The sequence below is a fragment of the Paenibacillus albiflavus genome (assembly GCF_004344915.1).
In the GTDB taxonomy this organism is placed as follows: Bacteria; Bacillota; Bacilli; order Paenibacillales; family NBRC-103111; genus Paenibacillus_AM; species Paenibacillus_AM albiflavus.
In genome coordinates this window covers 118394-135327 of the sequence record NZ_SKFG01000008.1, presented here as the reverse complement: position 1 = coordinate 135327, position 16934 = coordinate 118394, and the positions used below count along the sequence as shown (strand labels likewise).

Genomic DNA, 16934 nt, shown 5'->3' with positions numbered 1-16934 from the left:
TATAATGTTTTTAATTTGCTTCTTATAACATTCATCCGGAGGTAATGAAATGGCATTAATATGGATCACTATAGTTTTAGGCTTTATAAGTCTTATAATAATTACTTGGAACATATATAAAAAAATTTGCGATATTGAATCTATTATCCGAGAGAAAAAATGAAGAATTAAATTTACCCACAGGATCGAATGAATAAAGGGAGCTCTACGGTGAGGTAGGGCTCCTAAGTTTATTTATAGTAGACATTCCTATTAAATCCGCGCCTCAATCCACTCAATTGCTTCATCTATCACTTCATCACGACATGGTTCATTAAAAATCTCATGAAACAGGTTAGCGTAGATTTTAATCGATTTGTCGGTCGATCCTATTTCACCGAACAGATCGCGGGAGTCCTTCTCGCTGACGAGACCATCATTGCAGCCATGCAGCATGAGAACGGGGTCTGTGAACTGAGATGGATTCGCTTTGAGCCATTCCACACCATGGTAGAGGCTATTGAGGAGTCCGACGGAGATCTGCTTCTCCACTAATGGATCATTATTATAAGCTTCGACAACAGCAGGATCACTGCAGACGCCGCCGCCTAAGCTATTCGGAAGATAAGTATCTGAAGGAAGCTGAATTGGAAGCGGGCCAGCACATGGCGTATGGTACCGTGTCAATGCGCCGGATAGCACGAACCCTTGCACTTTTCCAGGACATTTGGTTCCAAACAACGTAACGGCATAACCGCCCATACTATGACCGATCAAGAAAATCGGTAGGTTCGGATTCTCTAGCGAGGCGAGATTTACGACCTCATGAACATCCTCTAGTATTTCAGTGTAATCATTGTAATAAACTCGCTTGCCCTCGGAATTGGCATGACCGCGATGATCAAATCGATAGACGCTAAAATCTTTGTTCGTTAATTTATCCGTCAAATAGTCGTATCTTCTGAGATGCTCGCATAGACCATGGACAACAACAACGACTGCTTTAGGCGAAGCGGGAATGTTCTTCTTACAATACAAGCGTGTACCATCAAAAGATGGAATCATCTGATCTGTAACCATCATCTTATCTACCTCCGTTAATGAGCATATAAATAAATAATAGAATATTTAAAATTAACTGTCTATAACTTCTGGCTTGTCGATATCTTGTTAGTATGAGTGTCCAGTTCGATTGATGTCAGATGAAATAAGGCAAGATAAGAATACATTGAAGAAAGCGCAGGTTATGTGGATGAGTATGCATTTATTTGATCATCAGGATTTAAATATCGTTGCACAAGTACCCTTTATCCGCGAAGTAGCAGAAATTACTTATTATATGTGGCAAAATGGCTGGGATGAGCGCAACGCTGGTAATGTTAGCTGCTTGCTGGACGAAGAAGAGGTTGCTAGACATATCGACATTCATGAAATTGTGCGTACGCTGCCTCTATCATTCCCTGTACCAGAGCTTGCCGGCAAGTATTTGATTGTAACAGGTTCCGGCAAGTACTTTCGTCATATGATTGCGGAGCCAGAAGCGAACTTAGGAGTCATTCGGATTAACGAAGCGGGGAGCGGAGTGGACATTCTATGGGGATTGGCGAATGAGGCTGAACCTACGAGTGAGTTAGCTGCTCATTTGATGACACATGTTGCCAGAAGACAAGTTGATCCCGAACATCGGGTGATCATTCATACGCATGCGACTAACATAATTGCCATGAGTATTGTCCATGAGCTGGATGAAAGTAAATTAACAAGGACTTTATGGCAGATGTGCACAGAATGTATTGTGATTTTTCCAGATGGCGTAGGTGTGCTGCCTTGGATCGTACCGGGAACGAATGAGATTGGTCGCTTAACAGCAGAGAAAATGAAAGATACCCGCATCGTGATTTGGCCGCATCATGGTATATTCGGAACAGGCAGCTCGATCGATGATGCATTTGGATTGATAGAGACTGTAGAGAAGGCAGCGGGCATTTATATGCAGATTGCTCATCTCCCGATCAAGCAGTTGATCACGGATCATCAGCTCCATGCATTAGCACAGCGATATGGTGTAGTTCCAGTTTCGGGGATTTTACAGTTATAAAAGAACGTATCCAGAATTTGATAGGTCATTTATCCTTAATTTCATTTGATCATAGGTGAGAAAAGCCTGTATCTTTGGGATTATATACCCATATTTTAACTAATTATGCTATGTTATGATGTGATTATGATATTGGTGGTGAAAGGGAGAGTTATATTTTATGCGCGTGCATGTAATGGATCTAAATATTGGAGATCGATTGCTAGTAGATACATTTAATCATTATGGTCTTCATTTGCTTTCAAGTGGGACACGCCTTCGGTCAGAGGATATATCGAAGCTATTAATGCATCAAATTACATATGTAGATATCGCACCCAAAGAAGAACTCGAGCCACCAAAGCATGATTTTTACATGTTGACAGAGGAATCGTTTAAGGAACTTAGAATCCTTTATGATCAAGCGATTAAAGGAACAGAGGAATTATTTGAAGAGGCCGAATCAACAAGCAAGGTTAATGGGCAACTCGTGCAGGCAGCTTTTGTTCCAATGGCAGAGTATGTGAGAGAACAAAGAGATGTCGTTGATCTCTTGCTTGAGCTTAATCATAAGGATGACTATACTTATCAGCATTCGATACAGACAGGGATCCTTGCGCATAAGCTCGCAACCTGGGTTGGTTATGCAGAAGAGGAAGCTTTGCAGATTGGTGTAGCAGGTTATTTACATGATGTCGGTAAGTGTCGCATCGACCAAGCCATTCTCGTTAAGCAAGGTGAGTTAACAGAAGAAGAGCAGGCTGAGCTTGCTAAACATACAACCTATGGTTATGAAATCATACGCAACTCCGCTTATCGCTATCCCATATCACTTGTGGCGCTTCAGCATCATGAACGAATCGATGGAAGCGGCTACCCATGCCAGCTAAGAAACTCGAATATTCACGCTTATACGCATATCGTTATGGTGGCTGATATTTATAGCGGTATGATTTCGAATCGACCTAGTCATATCAAGAGGGATTTGCTAACGGTCCTTCAATACTTATATCAATTAAGCTTTTCCAAAATAGATGCGACTATCGCACATACGTTCATTTCACGCATGATTCCTAATTTTATTGGTAAAAGAGTGCGCCTAAATAATGGGGAAATCGGCAAAATTATTATGAACAACAATACAGATTTCTTCCGTCCATTAGTCCAGATCGAAGATCGGTTTGTTAATTTTGTGAGTGATCGGACCTATGAGATTCAAGAAATTATGATGTAAGGAAGACAGCCTAATAATAATCAGAAAGGGACACAAGTTTGTGTCCCTTTCGTGTTTTAGTGGTGATCATGAGCGGCTACAGTTGTGCCTGTATTTGCTTGATTCATCTTTTTTCTTTTACTAACTGCGATAACAACGATAATGGCGATCATAATGATTTCAAATCCGTATTTGATGATTGGACTTGTCATGTAAGGGGCTAGGAAGCCTTCGCCTACGATCATTTTGGCTGCTGTCCATCCAAGGATGGCTGAACCAATCACAATAACCCAAGGGAAGCGATCCATCAGCTTAACCACAAGCGTACTTCCCCATACGACAACCGGAATAGAGATCATGAGTCCAAGAATAACAAGGAGGATATGTCCTTGTGCTGCACCTGCAACGGCAAGTACATTGTCTAGACCCATGGCAGCATCTGCAATAATGATTGTGCGGACCGCGGCCCAGATACTAGAGCCAGCCTTTATATTGTGGTCTTCATGCTCCTCCATTACAAGCTTGATGGCGATCCATACGAGCACAAGACCTCCGATTAAATGCAGTCCCGGTATGTTTAATAAGGAAACAACGAACACGGTTGCTAGGACACGAATGATTACAGCACCTATAGTACCTAGAATAATAACTTTTTTCTGATCCTTCTTAGGCAAATTGCGTGCAGCCAAGCCAATGACAATTGCATTATCACCAGCAAGTACAAGGTCAATAATAACGATTGATAGTAGAGATGTTAGGAATGCTAGACTGAATAGTTCCACGGCCAAATCCTCCTCATGCAGCTATGATTAGTGTACATATACATGACAACCTTATTATGCAAATCTGGCATGAAAACATAAAAAAGACCTTGCCAAATAAGCGGCAAAGGTCTCGCAAACAACGTTATGGGTTGCCAGAAAAGCCGAGGTTCGCGCTAGCGTTCCCGTGATGACGACTTGACTGTGACAGCTACTCCCCTTTGAAGGAGATTCATGTTATGAATATACTATTATCATAGCATGATTTGGACAAGATGAACATCATTTATTTTTTCCTAATAAATGGAAGGTATAAGATCAAGAAGAGGATGAAAGCTACGATTTCTAATGATAGTAGGTACCATGGATATGGACCAAGCACATCTAATAGTGACGAGGTACTAGGTTTGTGTGCGAGAAACATATAGTTAGCGCCAACCAAATAATCCATGCTGCCAACAACGAGTAGCAGAATGTTAAGAAAACCCATCGCCAGGAAAACGGACTTGAGTGTAGGACGGTATTGCTCGATCCAGACCATGTAGAGAACAGACAAAATAATAGCCATATGAGCGGCGAAGAACTCAATAAACCTGAAGTGCGGATAAGCATAATCTAGCGATGGTGTTAAGAGGGCCATAATGGCTCCACCAATGCCTGTAAAATAAACGATATGAAAGATTCGTTCGCTTCTCCATATTAACATCACGATGCATAGATATAAGGAGATAGAGCATAGCTCAAGGGGTAATGTATTCTTCACATCAAAGAGATTTTGCCAAACATACCATATATTTAGTGAAATCTCGGATAAGATCAGTATAATCACCAGAGCGATACGTACGTAATTTCGATAACGTGTGTGTCTTAATTTATTTCGATAAACAAACAGTAAAATAGCGCAGCACAATAGTATGACTAAGGTGACGAAATGAGATGGGGCGTACGCTTGGAACATGACAGAAGTATTGACTTCGAATAACTTGTCCATGCCGCTTCCTCCTTATAACCCTCTACAATGATTGGAAATTCAAGTTTTTTTGATCTCGATATTGCTGAGGTGATAGCCCAAGTCTGGAGCGGAAGGTGCGATGAAAGTAGGAGTAGCTTTGGAAGCCAGAGAGTTCCGCTATTTGTTCGAGTTTTAATGTGCTGTGTTCAATTCGTTCACAGGCAATGGATAATCTAACCATGATCGTATAATCAATAATCGTCTGATCATATGTTTCCTTAAATAAGTGGACGGCCCTAGATACACTAAGATCGACATATCTGGCAACATCTGTAATCGTAAAAGCTTCAGTTGCATGCTGCTCAATAAAATTCTTCATACGTGACGCCATTCCGACCTGCCTAGATTTAGCCGATAAGGTATGGCGTTCTTGGATCGAGCGGTCAATCATATATAGCAGAGCTTTGGCTAAGTGGATGACGATTTCCTCTACCTGATTATCGAGCTTGCGCTTCTCATGTACGAGCTGTCTCCAGATGCTGAGGACACGTTCATCAAGTCCAATATTCACAATGCCGGGTCGTTTGTGTAGCTCCCACCAGTGCTCGATCCATGCACCTGTTATGATCATATGATAATCGGATGTTTGGTGCTTAACAAGAGGCTCCGTCATGCTTGGCGACTTATATCCGATGATTAATTCGTAGGGGTCGCCTTGTTTATACAGCAGCAGATCGCCTGGTTCAACGAGGGTATAACCATCATCCAGCCATGCATAGCAGCTGCCTTCAATTTGCAATCGCAATAAGTAATGACTAGTTCCGGCGTGATCATTGGAGTAGTAAGGCTTGTGATGCATGGAATAACCAGCAAAAAAATAGTCGAAATTCGCTTCGGATTTATCAATAGACAATAAAAATCACCCTTTATTTATAGTAAATAGCCAAATAGTTCATGTGATAATCGTATCAGTCATTCACATTATATAGGAGATGTGGTTAGATGAGAAGAGAACATAATGATTGATTTAGGGAGGCGAAGCAATGGCACAGATGCGGATTGGATTGCAAATGTACACGCTGCGTACAGAGACGGCTAATGATTTTACAGGAGTGCTTCGTAAAGTCGCGGCTCTTGGTTATGAAGGTGTAGAATTTGCAGGCTATGGCGGGCTTAAACCAGATGAACTAGCAAAATTGCTGCATGAGCTCAATCTTGTTGCAATCGGGAGTCATGTTAGCATAGAACAATTAATGAATAAGCTGGACGAAGAAATTGAAATGAACGTCGCAATTGGCTCTAAGTATGTGATATGTCCTTATTTAGAAGAGCAACGTCGAAATTCTGAACAAGCTATCGCTGAAACTCTAGCTGTGTTCAAAGAAGCAAGCAGAAGATTTGCAGACAAAGGCATTCAATTCTGCTATCACAACCATGATTTCGAGTTTACTGAAAAAATAGGCAATTCATTATTATTTGACAATATTGTTGGAGATACCACAGCTGAGCAGATTGCGATTGAGCTTGATGTGTGCTGGGTGAAGTATGCAGGCTATGATCCCGTTGCCTATATTCAGCAATATGCAGGTAGAATTCCACTTATCCATTTGAAGGATCTTAGAATTACAGAGGACGGCAAGCCATTGACGGTTGAATTGGGTAATGGAGAAGTGAATTTACATGCTGTCATTGATGCCGCAGGTGCCGCGAATGTCAATTGGATGATCGTGGAACAGGATGTGTGTCAGAATCCACCCCTTGAAAGCGTTTCTACAAGTATGAAGTGGTTGCGAGAACATTACTTGAACAAATAACTATAAAGTGTGGGAGATTACAATGAACAAACTTAGAGTAGGGATAATTGGATGCGGCAATATTTTCCCGATGCATGCCGTGTCTGCAGAGCTTAGTGGGTATGCAGATGTAGTTGCTGTTTGTGATGTGAAGGAAGATCGTGCGAAGCGTGAAGCAGAGCGTCATAACTGCGATTATTACTTGGATTATAAACAAATGATTGATGAAGCGAATCTGGATGTCGTTCATGTATGTACACCGCATTATTTGCACGCGCCAATGGTTGTTTATGCTGCGCAGGCAGGCAAGCATGTGCTGACGGAGAAGCCGATGAGCATTACGGTGGAAGACGCGAATCGAATGATTCAGGTATCGGAGGAGAATGGCGTGACCTTCGGTGTTATTTTCCAAAATCGCTATAATCCAGGGCCACAATTACTGAAATCTGAGCTAGAATCTGGCAAGTTAGGACGAGTGCTTGGTGCAAGATGCTCCGTTACGTGGATGCGTACGGATGAGTATTACAGTAAGAGTGATTGGAAAGGGACTTGGGAAAAAGAAGGCGGAGGCGTTCTGATTGACCAAGCGATTCATACACTAGATCTTATGAGATGGCTCATTAATGAGGAAGTGGATTACATTGATGCGCATATCGAGAATCGTACCCATCATTTGATCGATGTTGAGGATATTGGGGAAGGCGTCATTACATTCAAGAGTGGGGTTACAGCGTCTTTCTATGCGATTAACTATTACAGCTATGATGCGCAAGTTGAGATTGAATTGCACTGTGAGAATGGGATTGCTCGTATGTATGGAAGTAAAGGCACGATCCAGTATAACGATGGCGCAGTGATTTCTCGCGAGAATGATTTGAGTGAATCCATTGATTTTGGCGAAGGCGTTAAGAGCTATTGGGGCGTTAGTCATAGCAAGCAGATTAAAGCCTATTATGAATCGGTAATCAATAGCAGCAAACCATTTATCGACGGATATGATGCGCTCAAAACTCAGAAACTCGTAGCTGGAATCTACGAATCAGGTAAGACACATACACGTGTACATGTATAGCTAAAGGAATTCAATTATATAACGTTATGGGAGGATATGAAGGATGTCAAAAACATATCGTATCGGAATTATAGGCTGCGGAGGTATCGCGAACGGCAAACATATGCCAAGCCTAGCTAAATTAGCAAATGTAGAAATGGTAGCTTTCTGTGATATTATCCGTGAGAAAGCGGAGAAAGCAGCAGCACAGTTTGGATCTGCAGATGCTAAGGTTTATGAGGATTATAAAGAGCTGTTAGCAGACGAAACAATCGATATTATCCATGTATGTACACCAAATGACTCGCATGCGGTTATTTCGATTGCTGGTCTCGAATCAGGCAAGCACGTGATGTGCGAGAAGCCGATGGCGAAGACGGCAGCAGATGCAAGACGAATGGTCGAAGCTGCGAAGAAATCCGATAAGAAGCTAACGATCGGCTACCAGAACCGTTACCGCTCAGATAGCCAATATTTGAAGGCGATGTGCAATGACGGGGAGCTTGGCGAGATTTATTTTGCGAAGGCGCATGCGATTCGTCGTCGGGCAGTACCTACATGGGGCGTATTTCTAGATGAAGAGAAGCAAGGCGGAGGTCCGTTAATTGATATCGGAACGCATGCACTGGATTTAACCCTATGGATGATGGATAACTATAAGCCGAAAGTTGTGCTTGGTTCAGCTTTCCGCAAGCTTGCTGAGAAAGAGAATGCAGCTAACGCATGGGGACCTTGGGACCCTAAGGAATATAAAGTAGAAGATTCGGCTTTTGGTATGATCACGATGGAGAATGGCGCAACCATCATGCTGGAATCCAGTTGGGCAATCAATATGCTTCAAACCGGCGAAGCTAAGTGTACGCTATGCGGAACAGAAGGCGGAGCGGATATGTGGAATGGGTTGACGATTAATGGCGAGAAGCGCAGCCGTTTATTTGATAACCAAATTAAGTTGGATGCTGGCGGCGTTGATTTCTATGACGGTGAAGCCGAAGACGCTTCTGATATCGAAGCAAGACTATGGATTGAAGCAATCGAGAAAGATATCGATCCGGTCGTAACACCTGAGCAAGCTTGCGTGGTGTCTGAGATTCTAGAAGCGATCTATGAATCCTCCAACACTGGCAAAGCGATTTACTTTGGCGAATAATTCTGAGTAGATTAATTGGAGCTACCGAACGATGTAGCGGGAACAAATATCATAATCAATAGGAGGACAATACGATGAAATTGGGTGTTTTTGCTGTACTATTTGCACAAAAATCATTGGAGGACGCACTGGATTATATTGCATCCAAAGGACTTGACGCTGTTGAGATTGGAACGGGGGGATACCCAGGCGACGCACATTGCAAACCAGAGGAATTGCTCGCTGATGCAGGTAAACTCAAAGCATTCAAAAAAGCTTTCGAATCTCGTGGTCTAACGATTAGCGCACTAAGCTGTCACGGGAACCCGCTTCACCCGCAAGCTCAACTTGCGAAACCTTATCATGAGTCGTTCCTGCGCACAATCGAGTTAGCTGAGCGATTAGAAGTGCCTGTTGTGAACGGATTCTCCGGTTGCCCTGGAGATCATGAAGGGGCTAAATATCCAAACTGGCCTGTCGCGCCTTGGCCGAATGATTTTCAAGAGATTCTGGATTGGCAGTGGACGAATAAAGTGATTCCTTATTGGAAAGAAACAGGTAAATTCGCATCCGACCATAATGTCAAAATCGCATTGGAGCTACATGGCGGGTTCTCCGTCCATACACCTGCGACTTTGCTTCGCCTTCGTGAAGCAGTTGGCGAAGTGATCGGAGCTAACCTTGATCCATCTCATATGTGGTGGCAAGGGATTGATCCGGTTCAAGCTGTTCAAATCTTGGGTAGAGCGAAAGCGATCCACCATTTCCATGCGAAGGATACTTCCATCGATCCTATTAACGTGAATAAGCATGGGGTTACCGATATGCAATCCTACACCTTGATGCTTGATCGTGCATGGCAGTTCCGCACCGTTGGATATGGTCATGATATGAAGGTATGGGCTGACATTATGAGCGCACTTCGCCTCGTTGGCTATGATTATGTCGTAAGTATTGAGCATGAAGATGGACTTATGTCCGTAGAAGAGGGCTTCACCAAAGCCGTTCAGAACTTGCAGCAAGTTATGATCCAAGAGCCGCTAGGCGAAATGTGGTGGGTATAGCACGATAGTTTCATTGTAACAAAGACAAAGATCGCTTTCTTCAGCCTAATGCTCCATTTAGGTGAAGGGCGATCTTATTTTCTTCATCCGAGACTATTCTAATATCTCTCATAGTTAGCTAGATAGTCTGATCGTGGATTTGATTTTGATTTGGTGCTTAATGACGATCTCAGCTGCATGCAATCGAAGCTCTGCGTTATCGGAATCGAGCGTTTCCTGTAGAACTTGAATGGCTTTACCGTATAACCACGCGGAATCCTGCTCATCCTCATGAATGCGTTTTGGCTTGAAGATGGACATCACTTTCCATTGCTGCTTCGCATGCTGTGCAATTTCGGCTTGTTGATTAGCCGCAATACTCTCTGATGTGTACCAATCCATTGTCTTGTCGTGCCCCTTTCGAATTATGAATTTTCATCTAAATTGTCTTCTTCCGTAATGAATTCTTCTGCTGATTTGCCACTAACCCATGAATTGCTTGCAGGATCTCGCGGATCATCTGGTTCTAAATACCATGGCTCATCAACCTCGAAGGTAGAAGAGATCATGTAATACCATTTGGCATTCGGGTCATCCTCAGGAAGCATTAACTGCTCGAATTCAGCAAGGAGTGCGCGATATTTTTGAAACCATGCAACCATGCGCTCTTCTGATGTTAGAATTTGTACTTGGTTCGTCATCCGAGGCCATGCTGTAATGTCTGCCGATTTCATTGTAAAGGCTCTTTCTGGTGCTGCAATTGCCCGCAAGCGAGCTCGCTCTAACGCATGAATCGTAGATTCACGTAAGAAACTTTGCACATCGTCGGTATTTGGCAGCAAGTGGGTTGCAGGTACAAATCCGCGAGCGACCGAGCGATAAAACTTTTGGATAATGCCGTTCTTCACCTCATTCTTAACGACAGCGATGAGCCCGTTCTTCTCAAGCTCATTCAGATGGTAGTGTATTTTGGCACGAGGGATATCAAGCTCTTGTGATAACTGTTGCCCAGTCAGTGATTTCGGGATTAATAAGCTCACGATACGGCAACGCAGTGGATCACTTAGCGATTTCAACTGATCATAATGTTCTAGAGTTATAAACTGCAACTGTTTCATATAGTTACACATCCTTTTAAATTTACACTGTCAACTTTTCTTACTCATAATATAATATTTATTGGTTATCATTGTCAATAGACTTTTCAGAAAATTATAAAATAATCATTTAACCTATTCATGTATGTGTACCTTGGACTTTTCTAAATAATAGGCTTATAATAGCGTGGTGAGACAAGAAGAAACAGCTTCGCCGTCCTTATAGGACGGATGCGTTTCTTAAGGTATACTTAAGAATTTATTAGCCTTGCGATATAAATTCTTATATACTAATAAAACATGTACTAGGGGTGCTGGAATTGGCCAGCTGAGATTGTATCCCATCAAGATACTGACCCTTAACCTGATCTGGGTAATGCCAGCGTAGGGAAGTTTGCTTGGGTTCATTATGTCATGTACCTCGCGTCCCTGTGTGATCAGGGGCGTTTTTTATTTTTCACTATATACAAGAGAACTAAGGAGTGGGGAGAACATGAAAATGAGTAAGACGGTAACAGGCAGTAGATCGGTTGTTAGTTTTGTATTGGTCGTATGTATGCTAGCTCTTATGATGGTGGGTTGCTCGTCTAAAGATCAAGCAGCAAATACATCGTCACCAGCGCCGGCAGCAACGGCTAACGATAAACTAACGCCAGTGAAAGTCGTTCTGGACTGGATGCCAAATACGAATCATACGGGGCTGTATGTTGCCAAAGATCTAGGCTTCTACAAAGAACAGGGGCTTGATGTTGAAATTATTCAACCAGGTGCTAATGGAGCCGATACGATGGTTGCTTCCGGCGAAGCTGCATTTGGTGTTAGTTATCAAGAGAATGTGACGCATGCACGTACACAAGATGTACCACTTGTATCGATTGCGGCGATTATTCAGCATAATACATCAGGATTTGCTTCAGCTGCGGATAAGAATATTACGCGTCCCAAAGATTTTGAAGGCAAAACATATGTTGGTTTCGGTGGTCCTGCTGAGCAGGCAGTGATCGATTCCTTGATGCAGCAGGATAATGCGGATGCAAGCAAAGTGAAAATCATTAATGGTGGCGATGTCGATTTCTTCACAGCGATGCACAAGGATGTTGACTTGGCATGGATTTTTTACGGTTGGACTGGTGTAGAGGCAGAACTGCGCGGTGAGAAATTGAATGTCGTTTATCTGAAGGATTACACGGATAAGCTGGATTATTATACGCCAATTCTCGTTACGAATGAACAAATGATTGGATCGCAGCCTGAGATTGTCAAAGCATTTATGAAAGCAACAGCACAAGGTTATCAATATGCGATTGATAAACCCGAGGAAGCTGCACAAATTCTAGTTAAGCTTGTACCTGATCTAGATGATAAGCTTGTAGTGGCAAGTCAGAAGTGGTTGGCTTCCAAATATAAAGATGATGCAGAGCGCTGGGGAATTCAAAAAGAGTCCGTTTGGCAGAACTATGCTGATTGGATGCTGGAGCATAAGCTATTAGATAAGAAGCTGGATGTTAAAACAGCTTTCACTAACGAATTTATTCCAGAGTAAGAAGTGAATGGGGAATGAGAATGTCCAATAAGCACTGGTTTCATAAAACATGGCCGCCCATTGTAACAGCTATCGTGCTGCTCGCTTTGTGGCAGGTATCGGTGGATGTTTTTCAAATAAAGAAGTTTATTCTGCCAAGTCCTCTTGCGATTGCACAGGAAGCAATTGCATCCTACGATAAATTCAGCGTGCATGCATTTGCTACAATTAAATTGAACCTGATTGGTTTTGTTGTGGGGTCCATGGTCGGTCTTATCCTGGCATTCTTATTGCACATGTCTGATACGGTCAAAGCAGCGGTATATCCGCTGCTTCTTCTTAGCCAGAATATCCCGACCATCGTACTTGCCCCATTATTTATGATGTGGTTTGGGTTTGGCTTGCTGCCCAAGCTGATGGTGATAACGCTTGTCTGCTTTTTTCCAATTGCGGTTTCAATGCTCGACGGATTTGCTCAGACGGATCGCGTTATGCTGAACTACATGAAAATGATCGGAGCAACTAGAAGACAAATTTTCTTCAAGCTGGAATTGCCAAGCGCTTTGCCGCATTTATTCTCTGGACTGAAGATCGCAGCAACGTATAGCGTGATGGGGGCAATAATCGCAGAATGGCTAGCCGGCTCTGATAAGGGTGTAGGCATGTACATGCTCTTGCAGAAATCAGCTTTCCGCATTGATCGGGTATTTGTTGCCATTGGTCTTATTGTGATCATGAGCATGCTGCTGTTCGGTATTATCGTGATGCTGGAGAAATGGTTAATCCGTTGGAAGCCTAAGAGATAAAGGATGAAGAACATGAATCAGTTAGTTGTTGAGAATATCACATACAGCTATAAGAATAGTGCGGCTGCTGCGGATAAGCGTCATGTACCTGTGCTGCAAAATATTTCCCTTACAGTGCCGAAAGGCAAGTTCGTCTCCATCATTGGTCCTTCAGGCTGCGGCAAAAGCACTTTATTTCAAGTAATCGGCGGTTTGATTAAACCAGATCAAGGTCAGGTCTATATTGATGGGCAGCAGACTACGGGCAAAAAGGGACAGATTAGCTATATGCCGCAGCAGCCTGCGCTTTTTCCTTGGAGAACGATTGAAGATAATGTTATTTTGCCGCTTGAGATTGCGGGTCGCTCGAAGAGTGAAGCGCGGAAAGAAGCGATAGAATGGTTAAGCAAGGTTGGCCTCACAGGTTATGAAAAAGCGCATCCCTCCATGCTGTCTGGCGGCATGCAGCAGCGGGTTGCCTTCCTTCGCGCACTCTTAAGCGAACAGGAATTAATGTGCTTGGATGAGCCGTTCAGTGCGCTTGACGCTTTGACACGTATGGATATGCAGCGATGGTTGCTTGAAATATGGGAGGAGAGCCGTCGTTCGGTTCTGTTTATCACGCATAATATTGAAGAGGCGCTTCTGCTATCTGATACGATTTATTTGTTCTCGAATCGTCCTGCACAAGTGCTAAGTCAAATAGATGTGACTTTTGAGCGTCCGCGCAGTGAAGATTTGTTGACGACGAGAGCGTTTATCGAAATGAAACAAATGATCTATGAGCAGATGAAGCGTCAACAGCTTGAGCAGCGAAATAAGGAAATGAATGAAACAGGGAGATGAGTGCGCATGATTGATTCACATATTCATTTAGATTCTTATAAACCAGAAGACCAGGAGCGGATCCTATCCGACCTGCCTAAGTATGGGATAGACCATGTAATCGCTGTGTCCCTCCATCTAGCATCTTGTGAGGCAAATCGCAGCTTATATGTAGCACATCCTGATCGAGTACTGCCTGCATATGGGTTCCATCCGGAACGGGCACTTCCATCTGAGCAAGAGATTACTAATCTAGTAAAATGGATTGAGCAGCATCAAGAAGAGATGGTAGCAGTTGGTGAAGTAGGACTTCCTTACTATATGCGGCAGGAAGCAGAGGCGAAGGGATTGACGTTTGATCTGGGGCCTTATATCCGATTGTTAGAGACTTTTGTAGAACTCGCTGCAAGGCTTGATAAACCAATTGTGCTGCATGCCGTCTATGAAGATGCAGATATTGCTTGTGATTTGCTAGAAAAATATAACGTAAACCGTGCGCATTTTCACTGGTTTAAAGGCAGCAGGCAGACTGTCGAGCGGATGATGCGTAATGGCTATTATATTTCGTTTACGCCTGACATTGCGTATGAGGAAGAAATTAGAGAGCTAGCGAAGCAGGTTCGTGTTGATCGCATGATGGTTGAAACTGATGGGCCGTGGCCATTCGAAGGGCCGTTCGAAGGTCAGATGACGCACCCGAGAATGATTCATTCCGTGGCTGAACATTTGGCTGCGATTAAGGGGCTATCATTAGAAGAAACCGTACAACATGTTTGTGACAATACCACAAGATTGTACGGCTTGGCGTGATTTTAAAGCGAACACTGTCAGTCCTCGCTTTGAATAACTAGTAGTAGACCGTGGTCTAAGTGGATCGTTCCGACGTTGCTGAGCAGAACATTGCTAACACCTAAGGCTTGTCCACGCTTAAGGGTTGCGTTATGAAGCGGGTACCGGAATCCTTCAAGGGTAATGCCCGTCGTCTGATCACTAATGGATATTAGTGAAATGTAAGGATGACGGCTGCGCATGACTTGGCTGGTTCGGTCAATCAGCTTGATCTCATTATGTTCATCGATCAGCCTGCAGTCGATTCCTGCTTCAAGCGCCTTTTGCAATAAATAGATATTCGCTAAAGTATGATCGAATCTCGTTCCAGTAGCTCCGAGAAGGATGATCTGCTTGGGTTTGCGTTCTAGCGCCCAGTGCATGGCAAGCTCCGAATCGGTCCAGTCTTTATCGATCGCGTCGAACGATTTCACCCAGTCAGAAGCAGCTTTAATTTGCATAGCTTCATCTTCTGTCACCGAATCAAAGTCGCCGAAAGCTCCTTCCAGTTTAAAGCCATTCTTTACGAGCCACCAAGCGCCACGATCTACGCCTATGAGAACATCGCTTGGTTCCTTCTCTTTAACAAGCTGTAAGGCTTGAGCGCCAAGAGAGCCGCCGCATACGATGAGAATACGAGAAGAATTCATTTCCAAATTATGACACTCCCAATTTAAGTATGAAACTCATGAATCACGTTATTAATCATACATTTTAACTTCATAAGAAACAATCCTTACAAATGGTACCATTTCCCTATATGGTTAAATTTGTTTATCTAGTAAAATACCTTAAGAAACGGCACCCGCCTTTAAGGACGGTGAAACCGTTTCTTCTTGTGACATTAACCTTAATGTCGAGAACAACAAAGAATCTAGGAGGATATAGTTTTGAAACGATTTTGGAACAAATGTGTACACATGATCTGTTTATCCGCATTGATCACGATGATCTGTGTACCGCAATCTTTTGCAGAAGAAAATTTGAATTGGATTTTTGGGGAGAACCAGAAAGTTAGCGTAGGAAATGATTTAGCTGAGTTGAAATTAAGTCCAGATTTTGCTTTCCTTGATGCAGCGAACACGAAGAAATTTGAATTGTCGAATGGGAACAAACCAACCGGCAATGAGATTGGCTTAGTGGTATCGACTGATGAGACACAGTATTGGGTATTGTTTTTTGAGTATATAGAATCAGGTCATATCAAAGATGATGAGAAAGCAGATATCGACGCCAAAGCGCTGCTTCAAAGCTATATTGATGGTACGAAAGAAATGAATAAGGACACTGCGCCTGAAAATCAACTTTTTGTTGATGGTTGGGATGTTGCGCCTTTCTATGATAATGCACGGCATAGTTTATCATGGTCATTGCTAGGGCATAATTATCAAAATGAGAAAATTATTAACTATAATACGAGGATTCTAACTAGAGAAGGATATATTTCTGCTATTCTAGTTTCGGATCCTGAGCATTTGGCAGCGGATCGTAAAATGGTAACAGAACAGGTATTACCAAACTTATCCATTAAGCAAGGCAAAAGCTATGCAGATTTTAATGAAAAGACGGATAAGCTTGCTGAGTATGGACTTACAGGCCTTATCCTTGGCGGGGCAGGATTAGCGATTGCTAAGAAGGCGGGGTTAATCGCGTTACTCATTGTTGCTGTGAAGAAATTCTGGTTTATCATAATCGCTGCAATTGTTGCTTTATTCGGTTTAATTCGTAAAAAGTTCGGTAAACGCGAAGAGCAGCCTGCAGAAGTGGAAAGTCCTGCACAAGTGGAGAACCCTTCACAGGTTGATCCGCCAGCATCAGAAAAATAATACCATCTTCATCACTTAGAAAGTCCGTGAAGCATTGTGCTTTACGGGCTTTT

General features: G+C 42.9%; 18 protein-coding genes and 1 riboswitch. Of the genes, 11 read left to right on the top strand and 7 right to left on the bottom strand.

Annotation, left to right across the window (positions count from 1 at the left end; all coding sequences use genetic code 11):
* Positions 1-252: 252 nt before the first annotated feature.
* Positions 253-1062, bottom strand: a complete 810-nt coding sequence (locus tag E0485_RS09915) for an alpha/beta hydrolase (protein WP_132417869.1) — start codon at positions 1060-1062, stop codon at positions 253-255.
* 169 nt (positions 1063-1231) lie between these two features.
* Between E0485_RS09915 and rhaD the strand changes: the two genes are divergently transcribed.
* Both rhaD and E0485_RS09905 read left to right on the top strand, forming a co-directional pair.
* Positions 1232-2077 carry a rhamnulose-1-phosphate aldolase gene (gene rhaD, locus E0485_RS09910; protein ID WP_132417948.1) on the top strand — a complete coding sequence of 282 codons (846 nt, stop codon included), beginning with the start codon at positions 1232-1234 and terminating at the stop codon, positions 2075-2077.
* Between the two features lie 160 nt (positions 2078-2237).
* Positions 2238-3290 carry an HD-GYP domain-containing protein gene (locus E0485_RS09905; RefSeq protein ID WP_132417868.1) on the top strand — a complete coding sequence of 351 codons (1053 nt, stop codon included), beginning with the start codon at positions 2238-2240 and terminating at the stop codon, positions 3288-3290.
* 56 nt (positions 3291-3346) lie between these two features.
* Here E0485_RS09905 and E0485_RS09900 read toward each other — a convergent pair whose 3' ends face one another.
* The 3 genes from E0485_RS09900 to E0485_RS09890 form a co-directional block, all read right to left on the bottom strand.
* Positions 3347-4051, bottom strand: coding sequence for a TerC family protein (locus E0485_RS09900; RefSeq protein WP_132417867.1), 705 nt, complete (start codon positions 4049-4051; stop codon positions 3347-3349).
* A 265-nt stretch (positions 4052-4316) separates the two neighbouring features.
* Complete coding sequence (locus E0485_RS09895) at positions 4317-5021, bottom strand: YwaF family protein (protein WP_132417866.1); 705 nt, start codon at positions 5019-5021, stop codon at positions 4317-4319.
* 22 nt (positions 5022-5043) lie between these two features.
* Positions 5044-5895, bottom strand: a complete 852-nt coding sequence (locus E0485_RS09890) for an AraC family transcriptional regulator (protein ID WP_132417865.1) — start codon at positions 5893-5895, stop codon at positions 5044-5046.
* A 130-nt stretch (positions 5896-6025) separates the two neighbouring features.
* Here E0485_RS09890 and E0485_RS09885 point away from each other — a divergent pair, with 130 nt between their 5' ends.
* The 4 genes from E0485_RS09885 to E0485_RS09870 all read left to right on the top strand — a co-directional run bounded on the left by E0485_RS09885 (position 6026) and on the right by E0485_RS09870 (position 10019).
* On the top strand, positions 6026-6796 hold the full coding sequence (locus tag E0485_RS09885; RefSeq protein ID WP_132417864.1) for a sugar phosphate isomerase/epimerase family protein: 771 nt from the start codon (positions 6026-6028) through the stop codon (positions 6794-6796).
* A gap of 22 nt (positions 6797-6818) precedes the next feature.
* Positions 6819-7847 carry a Gfo/Idh/MocA family protein gene (locus E0485_RS09880; RefSeq protein ID WP_132417863.1) on the top strand — a complete coding sequence of 343 codons (1029 nt, stop codon included), beginning with the start codon at positions 6819-6821 and terminating at the stop codon, positions 7845-7847.
* Between the two features lie 43 nt (positions 7848-7890).
* On the top strand, positions 7891-8976 hold the full coding sequence (locus tag E0485_RS09875; RefSeq protein WP_132417862.1) for a Gfo/Idh/MocA family protein: 1086 nt from the start codon (positions 7891-7893) through the stop codon (positions 8974-8976).
* Positions 8977-9050: 74 nt separating this feature from the next.
* Complete coding sequence (locus E0485_RS09870) at positions 9051-10019, top strand: sugar phosphate isomerase/epimerase family protein (protein WP_132417861.1); 969 nt, start codon at positions 9051-9053, stop codon at positions 10017-10019.
* A 114-nt stretch (positions 10020-10133) separates the two neighbouring features.
* Here the strand turns inward: E0485_RS09870 and E0485_RS09865 are convergent, their stop codons facing one another.
* Together E0485_RS09865 and E0485_RS09860 are read right to left on the bottom strand one after the other, a co-directional pair.
* A complete protein-coding gene (locus tag E0485_RS09865) occupies positions 10134-10400 on the bottom strand; it encodes a hypothetical protein (protein ID WP_132417860.1) in 267 nt (88 codons plus the stop codon).
* A 23-nt stretch (positions 10401-10423) separates the two neighbouring features.
* Positions 10424-11116, bottom strand: a complete 693-nt coding sequence (locus E0485_RS09860; RefSeq protein WP_165921137.1) for an ArsR/SmtB family transcription factor — start codon at positions 11114-11116, stop codon at positions 10424-10426.
* A 276-nt stretch (positions 11117-11392) separates the two neighbouring features.
* Positions 11393-11503: riboswitch (TPP riboswitch) on the top strand.
* Positions 11504-11588: 85 nt separating this feature from the next.
* On the opposite strand from E0485_RS09860, the gene E0485_RS09855 reads away from it, so the two are divergent.
* Genes E0485_RS09855 through E0485_RS09840 form a run of 4 tightly spaced genes read left to right on the top strand, consistent with a single transcriptional unit; the run spans position 11589 to position 15037 of the window.
* A complete protein-coding gene (locus E0485_RS09855; protein ID WP_407944840.1) occupies positions 11589-12638 on the top strand; it encodes an ABC transporter substrate-binding protein in 1050 nt (349 codons plus the stop codon).
* Positions 12639-12658: 20 nt separating this feature from the next.
* A complete protein-coding gene (locus E0485_RS09850) occupies positions 12659-13423 on the top strand; it encodes an ABC transporter permease (RefSeq protein WP_132417946.1) in 765 nt (254 codons plus the stop codon).
* Positions 13424-13435: 12 nt separating this feature from the next.
* Positions 13436-14248, top strand: a complete 813-nt coding sequence (locus E0485_RS09845) for an ABC transporter ATP-binding protein (RefSeq protein WP_132417858.1) — start codon at positions 13436-13438, stop codon at positions 14246-14248.
* 6 nt (positions 14249-14254) lie between these two features.
* Positions 14255-15037 (top strand): TatD family hydrolase, encoded by a 783-nt coding sequence (locus tag E0485_RS09840; protein ID WP_132417857.1) that lies wholly within the window; start codon positions 14255-14257, stop codon positions 15035-15037.
* Positions 15038-15054: 17 nt separating this feature from the next.
* Here the strand turns inward: E0485_RS09840 and E0485_RS09835 are convergent, their stop codons facing one another.
* A complete protein-coding gene (locus E0485_RS09835; RefSeq protein WP_132417945.1) occupies positions 15055-15705 on the bottom strand; it encodes a thiamine diphosphokinase in 651 nt (216 codons plus the stop codon).
* A gap of 240 nt (positions 15706-15945) precedes the next feature.
* Here E0485_RS09835 and E0485_RS09830 point away from each other — a divergent pair, with 240 nt between their 5' ends.
* On the top strand, positions 15946-16881 hold the full coding sequence (locus tag E0485_RS09830; RefSeq protein ID WP_132417856.1) for a DUF2167 domain-containing protein: 936 nt from the start codon (positions 15946-15948) through the stop codon (positions 16879-16881).
* Positions 16882-16934: the final 53 nt, after the last annotated feature.

Bases quoted from the DNA above. Each gene is read 5' to 3' on its own strand.
- E0485_RS09905 (WP_132417868.1), top strand. From the start codon at position 2,238: ATGCGCGTGCATGTAATGGATCTAAATATTGGAGATCGATTGCTAGTA.
- E0485_RS09835 (WP_132417945.1), bottom strand. From the start codon at position 15,705: ATGAATTCTTCTCGTATTCTCATCGTATGCGGCGGCTCTCTTGGCGCT.
- E0485_RS09855 (WP_407944840.1), top strand. From the start codon at position 11,589: ATGAAAATGAGTAAGACGGTAACAGGCAGTAGATCGGTTGTTAGTTTT.
- E0485_RS09870 (WP_132417861.1), top strand. From the start codon at position 9,051: ATGAAATTGGGTGTTTTTGCTGTACTATTTGCACAAAAATCATTGGAG.
- E0485_RS09875 (WP_132417862.1), top strand. From the start codon at position 7,891: ATGTCAAAAACATATCGTATCGGAATTATAGGCTGCGGAGGTATCGCG.
- E0485_RS09840 (WP_132417857.1), top strand. From the start codon at position 14,255: ATGATTGATTCACATATTCATTTAGATTCTTATAAACCAGAAGACCAG.
- E0485_RS09895 (WP_132417866.1), bottom strand. From the start codon at position 5,021: ATGGACAAGTTATTCGAAGTCAATACTTCTGTCATGTTCCAAGCGTAC.
- E0485_RS09885 (WP_132417864.1), top strand. From the start codon at position 6,026: ATGGCACAGATGCGGATTGGATTGCAAATGTACACGCTGCGTACAGAG.
- E0485_RS09850 (WP_132417946.1), top strand. From the start codon at position 12,659: ATGTCCAATAAGCACTGGTTTCATAAAACATGGCCGCCCATTGTAACA.
- rhaD (WP_132417948.1), top strand. From the start codon at position 1,232: ATGAGTATGCATTTATTTGATCATCAGGATTTAAATATCGTTGCACAA.
- E0485_RS09860 (WP_165921137.1), bottom strand. From the start codon at position 11,116: ATGAAACAGTTGCAGTTTATAACTCTAGAACATTATGATCAGTTGAAA.
- E0485_RS09915 (WP_132417869.1), bottom strand. From the start codon at position 1,062: ATGATGGTTACAGATCAGATGATTCCATCTTTTGATGGTACACGCTTG.
- E0485_RS09865 (WP_132417860.1), bottom strand. From the start codon at position 10,400: ATGGATTGGTACACATCAGAGAGTATTGCGGCTAATCAACAAGCCGAA.
- E0485_RS09880 (WP_132417863.1), top strand. From the start codon at position 6,819: ATGAACAAACTTAGAGTAGGGATAATTGGATGCGGCAATATTTTCCCG.
- E0485_RS09845 (WP_132417858.1), top strand. From the start codon at position 13,436: ATGAATCAGTTAGTTGTTGAGAATATCACATACAGCTATAAGAATAGT.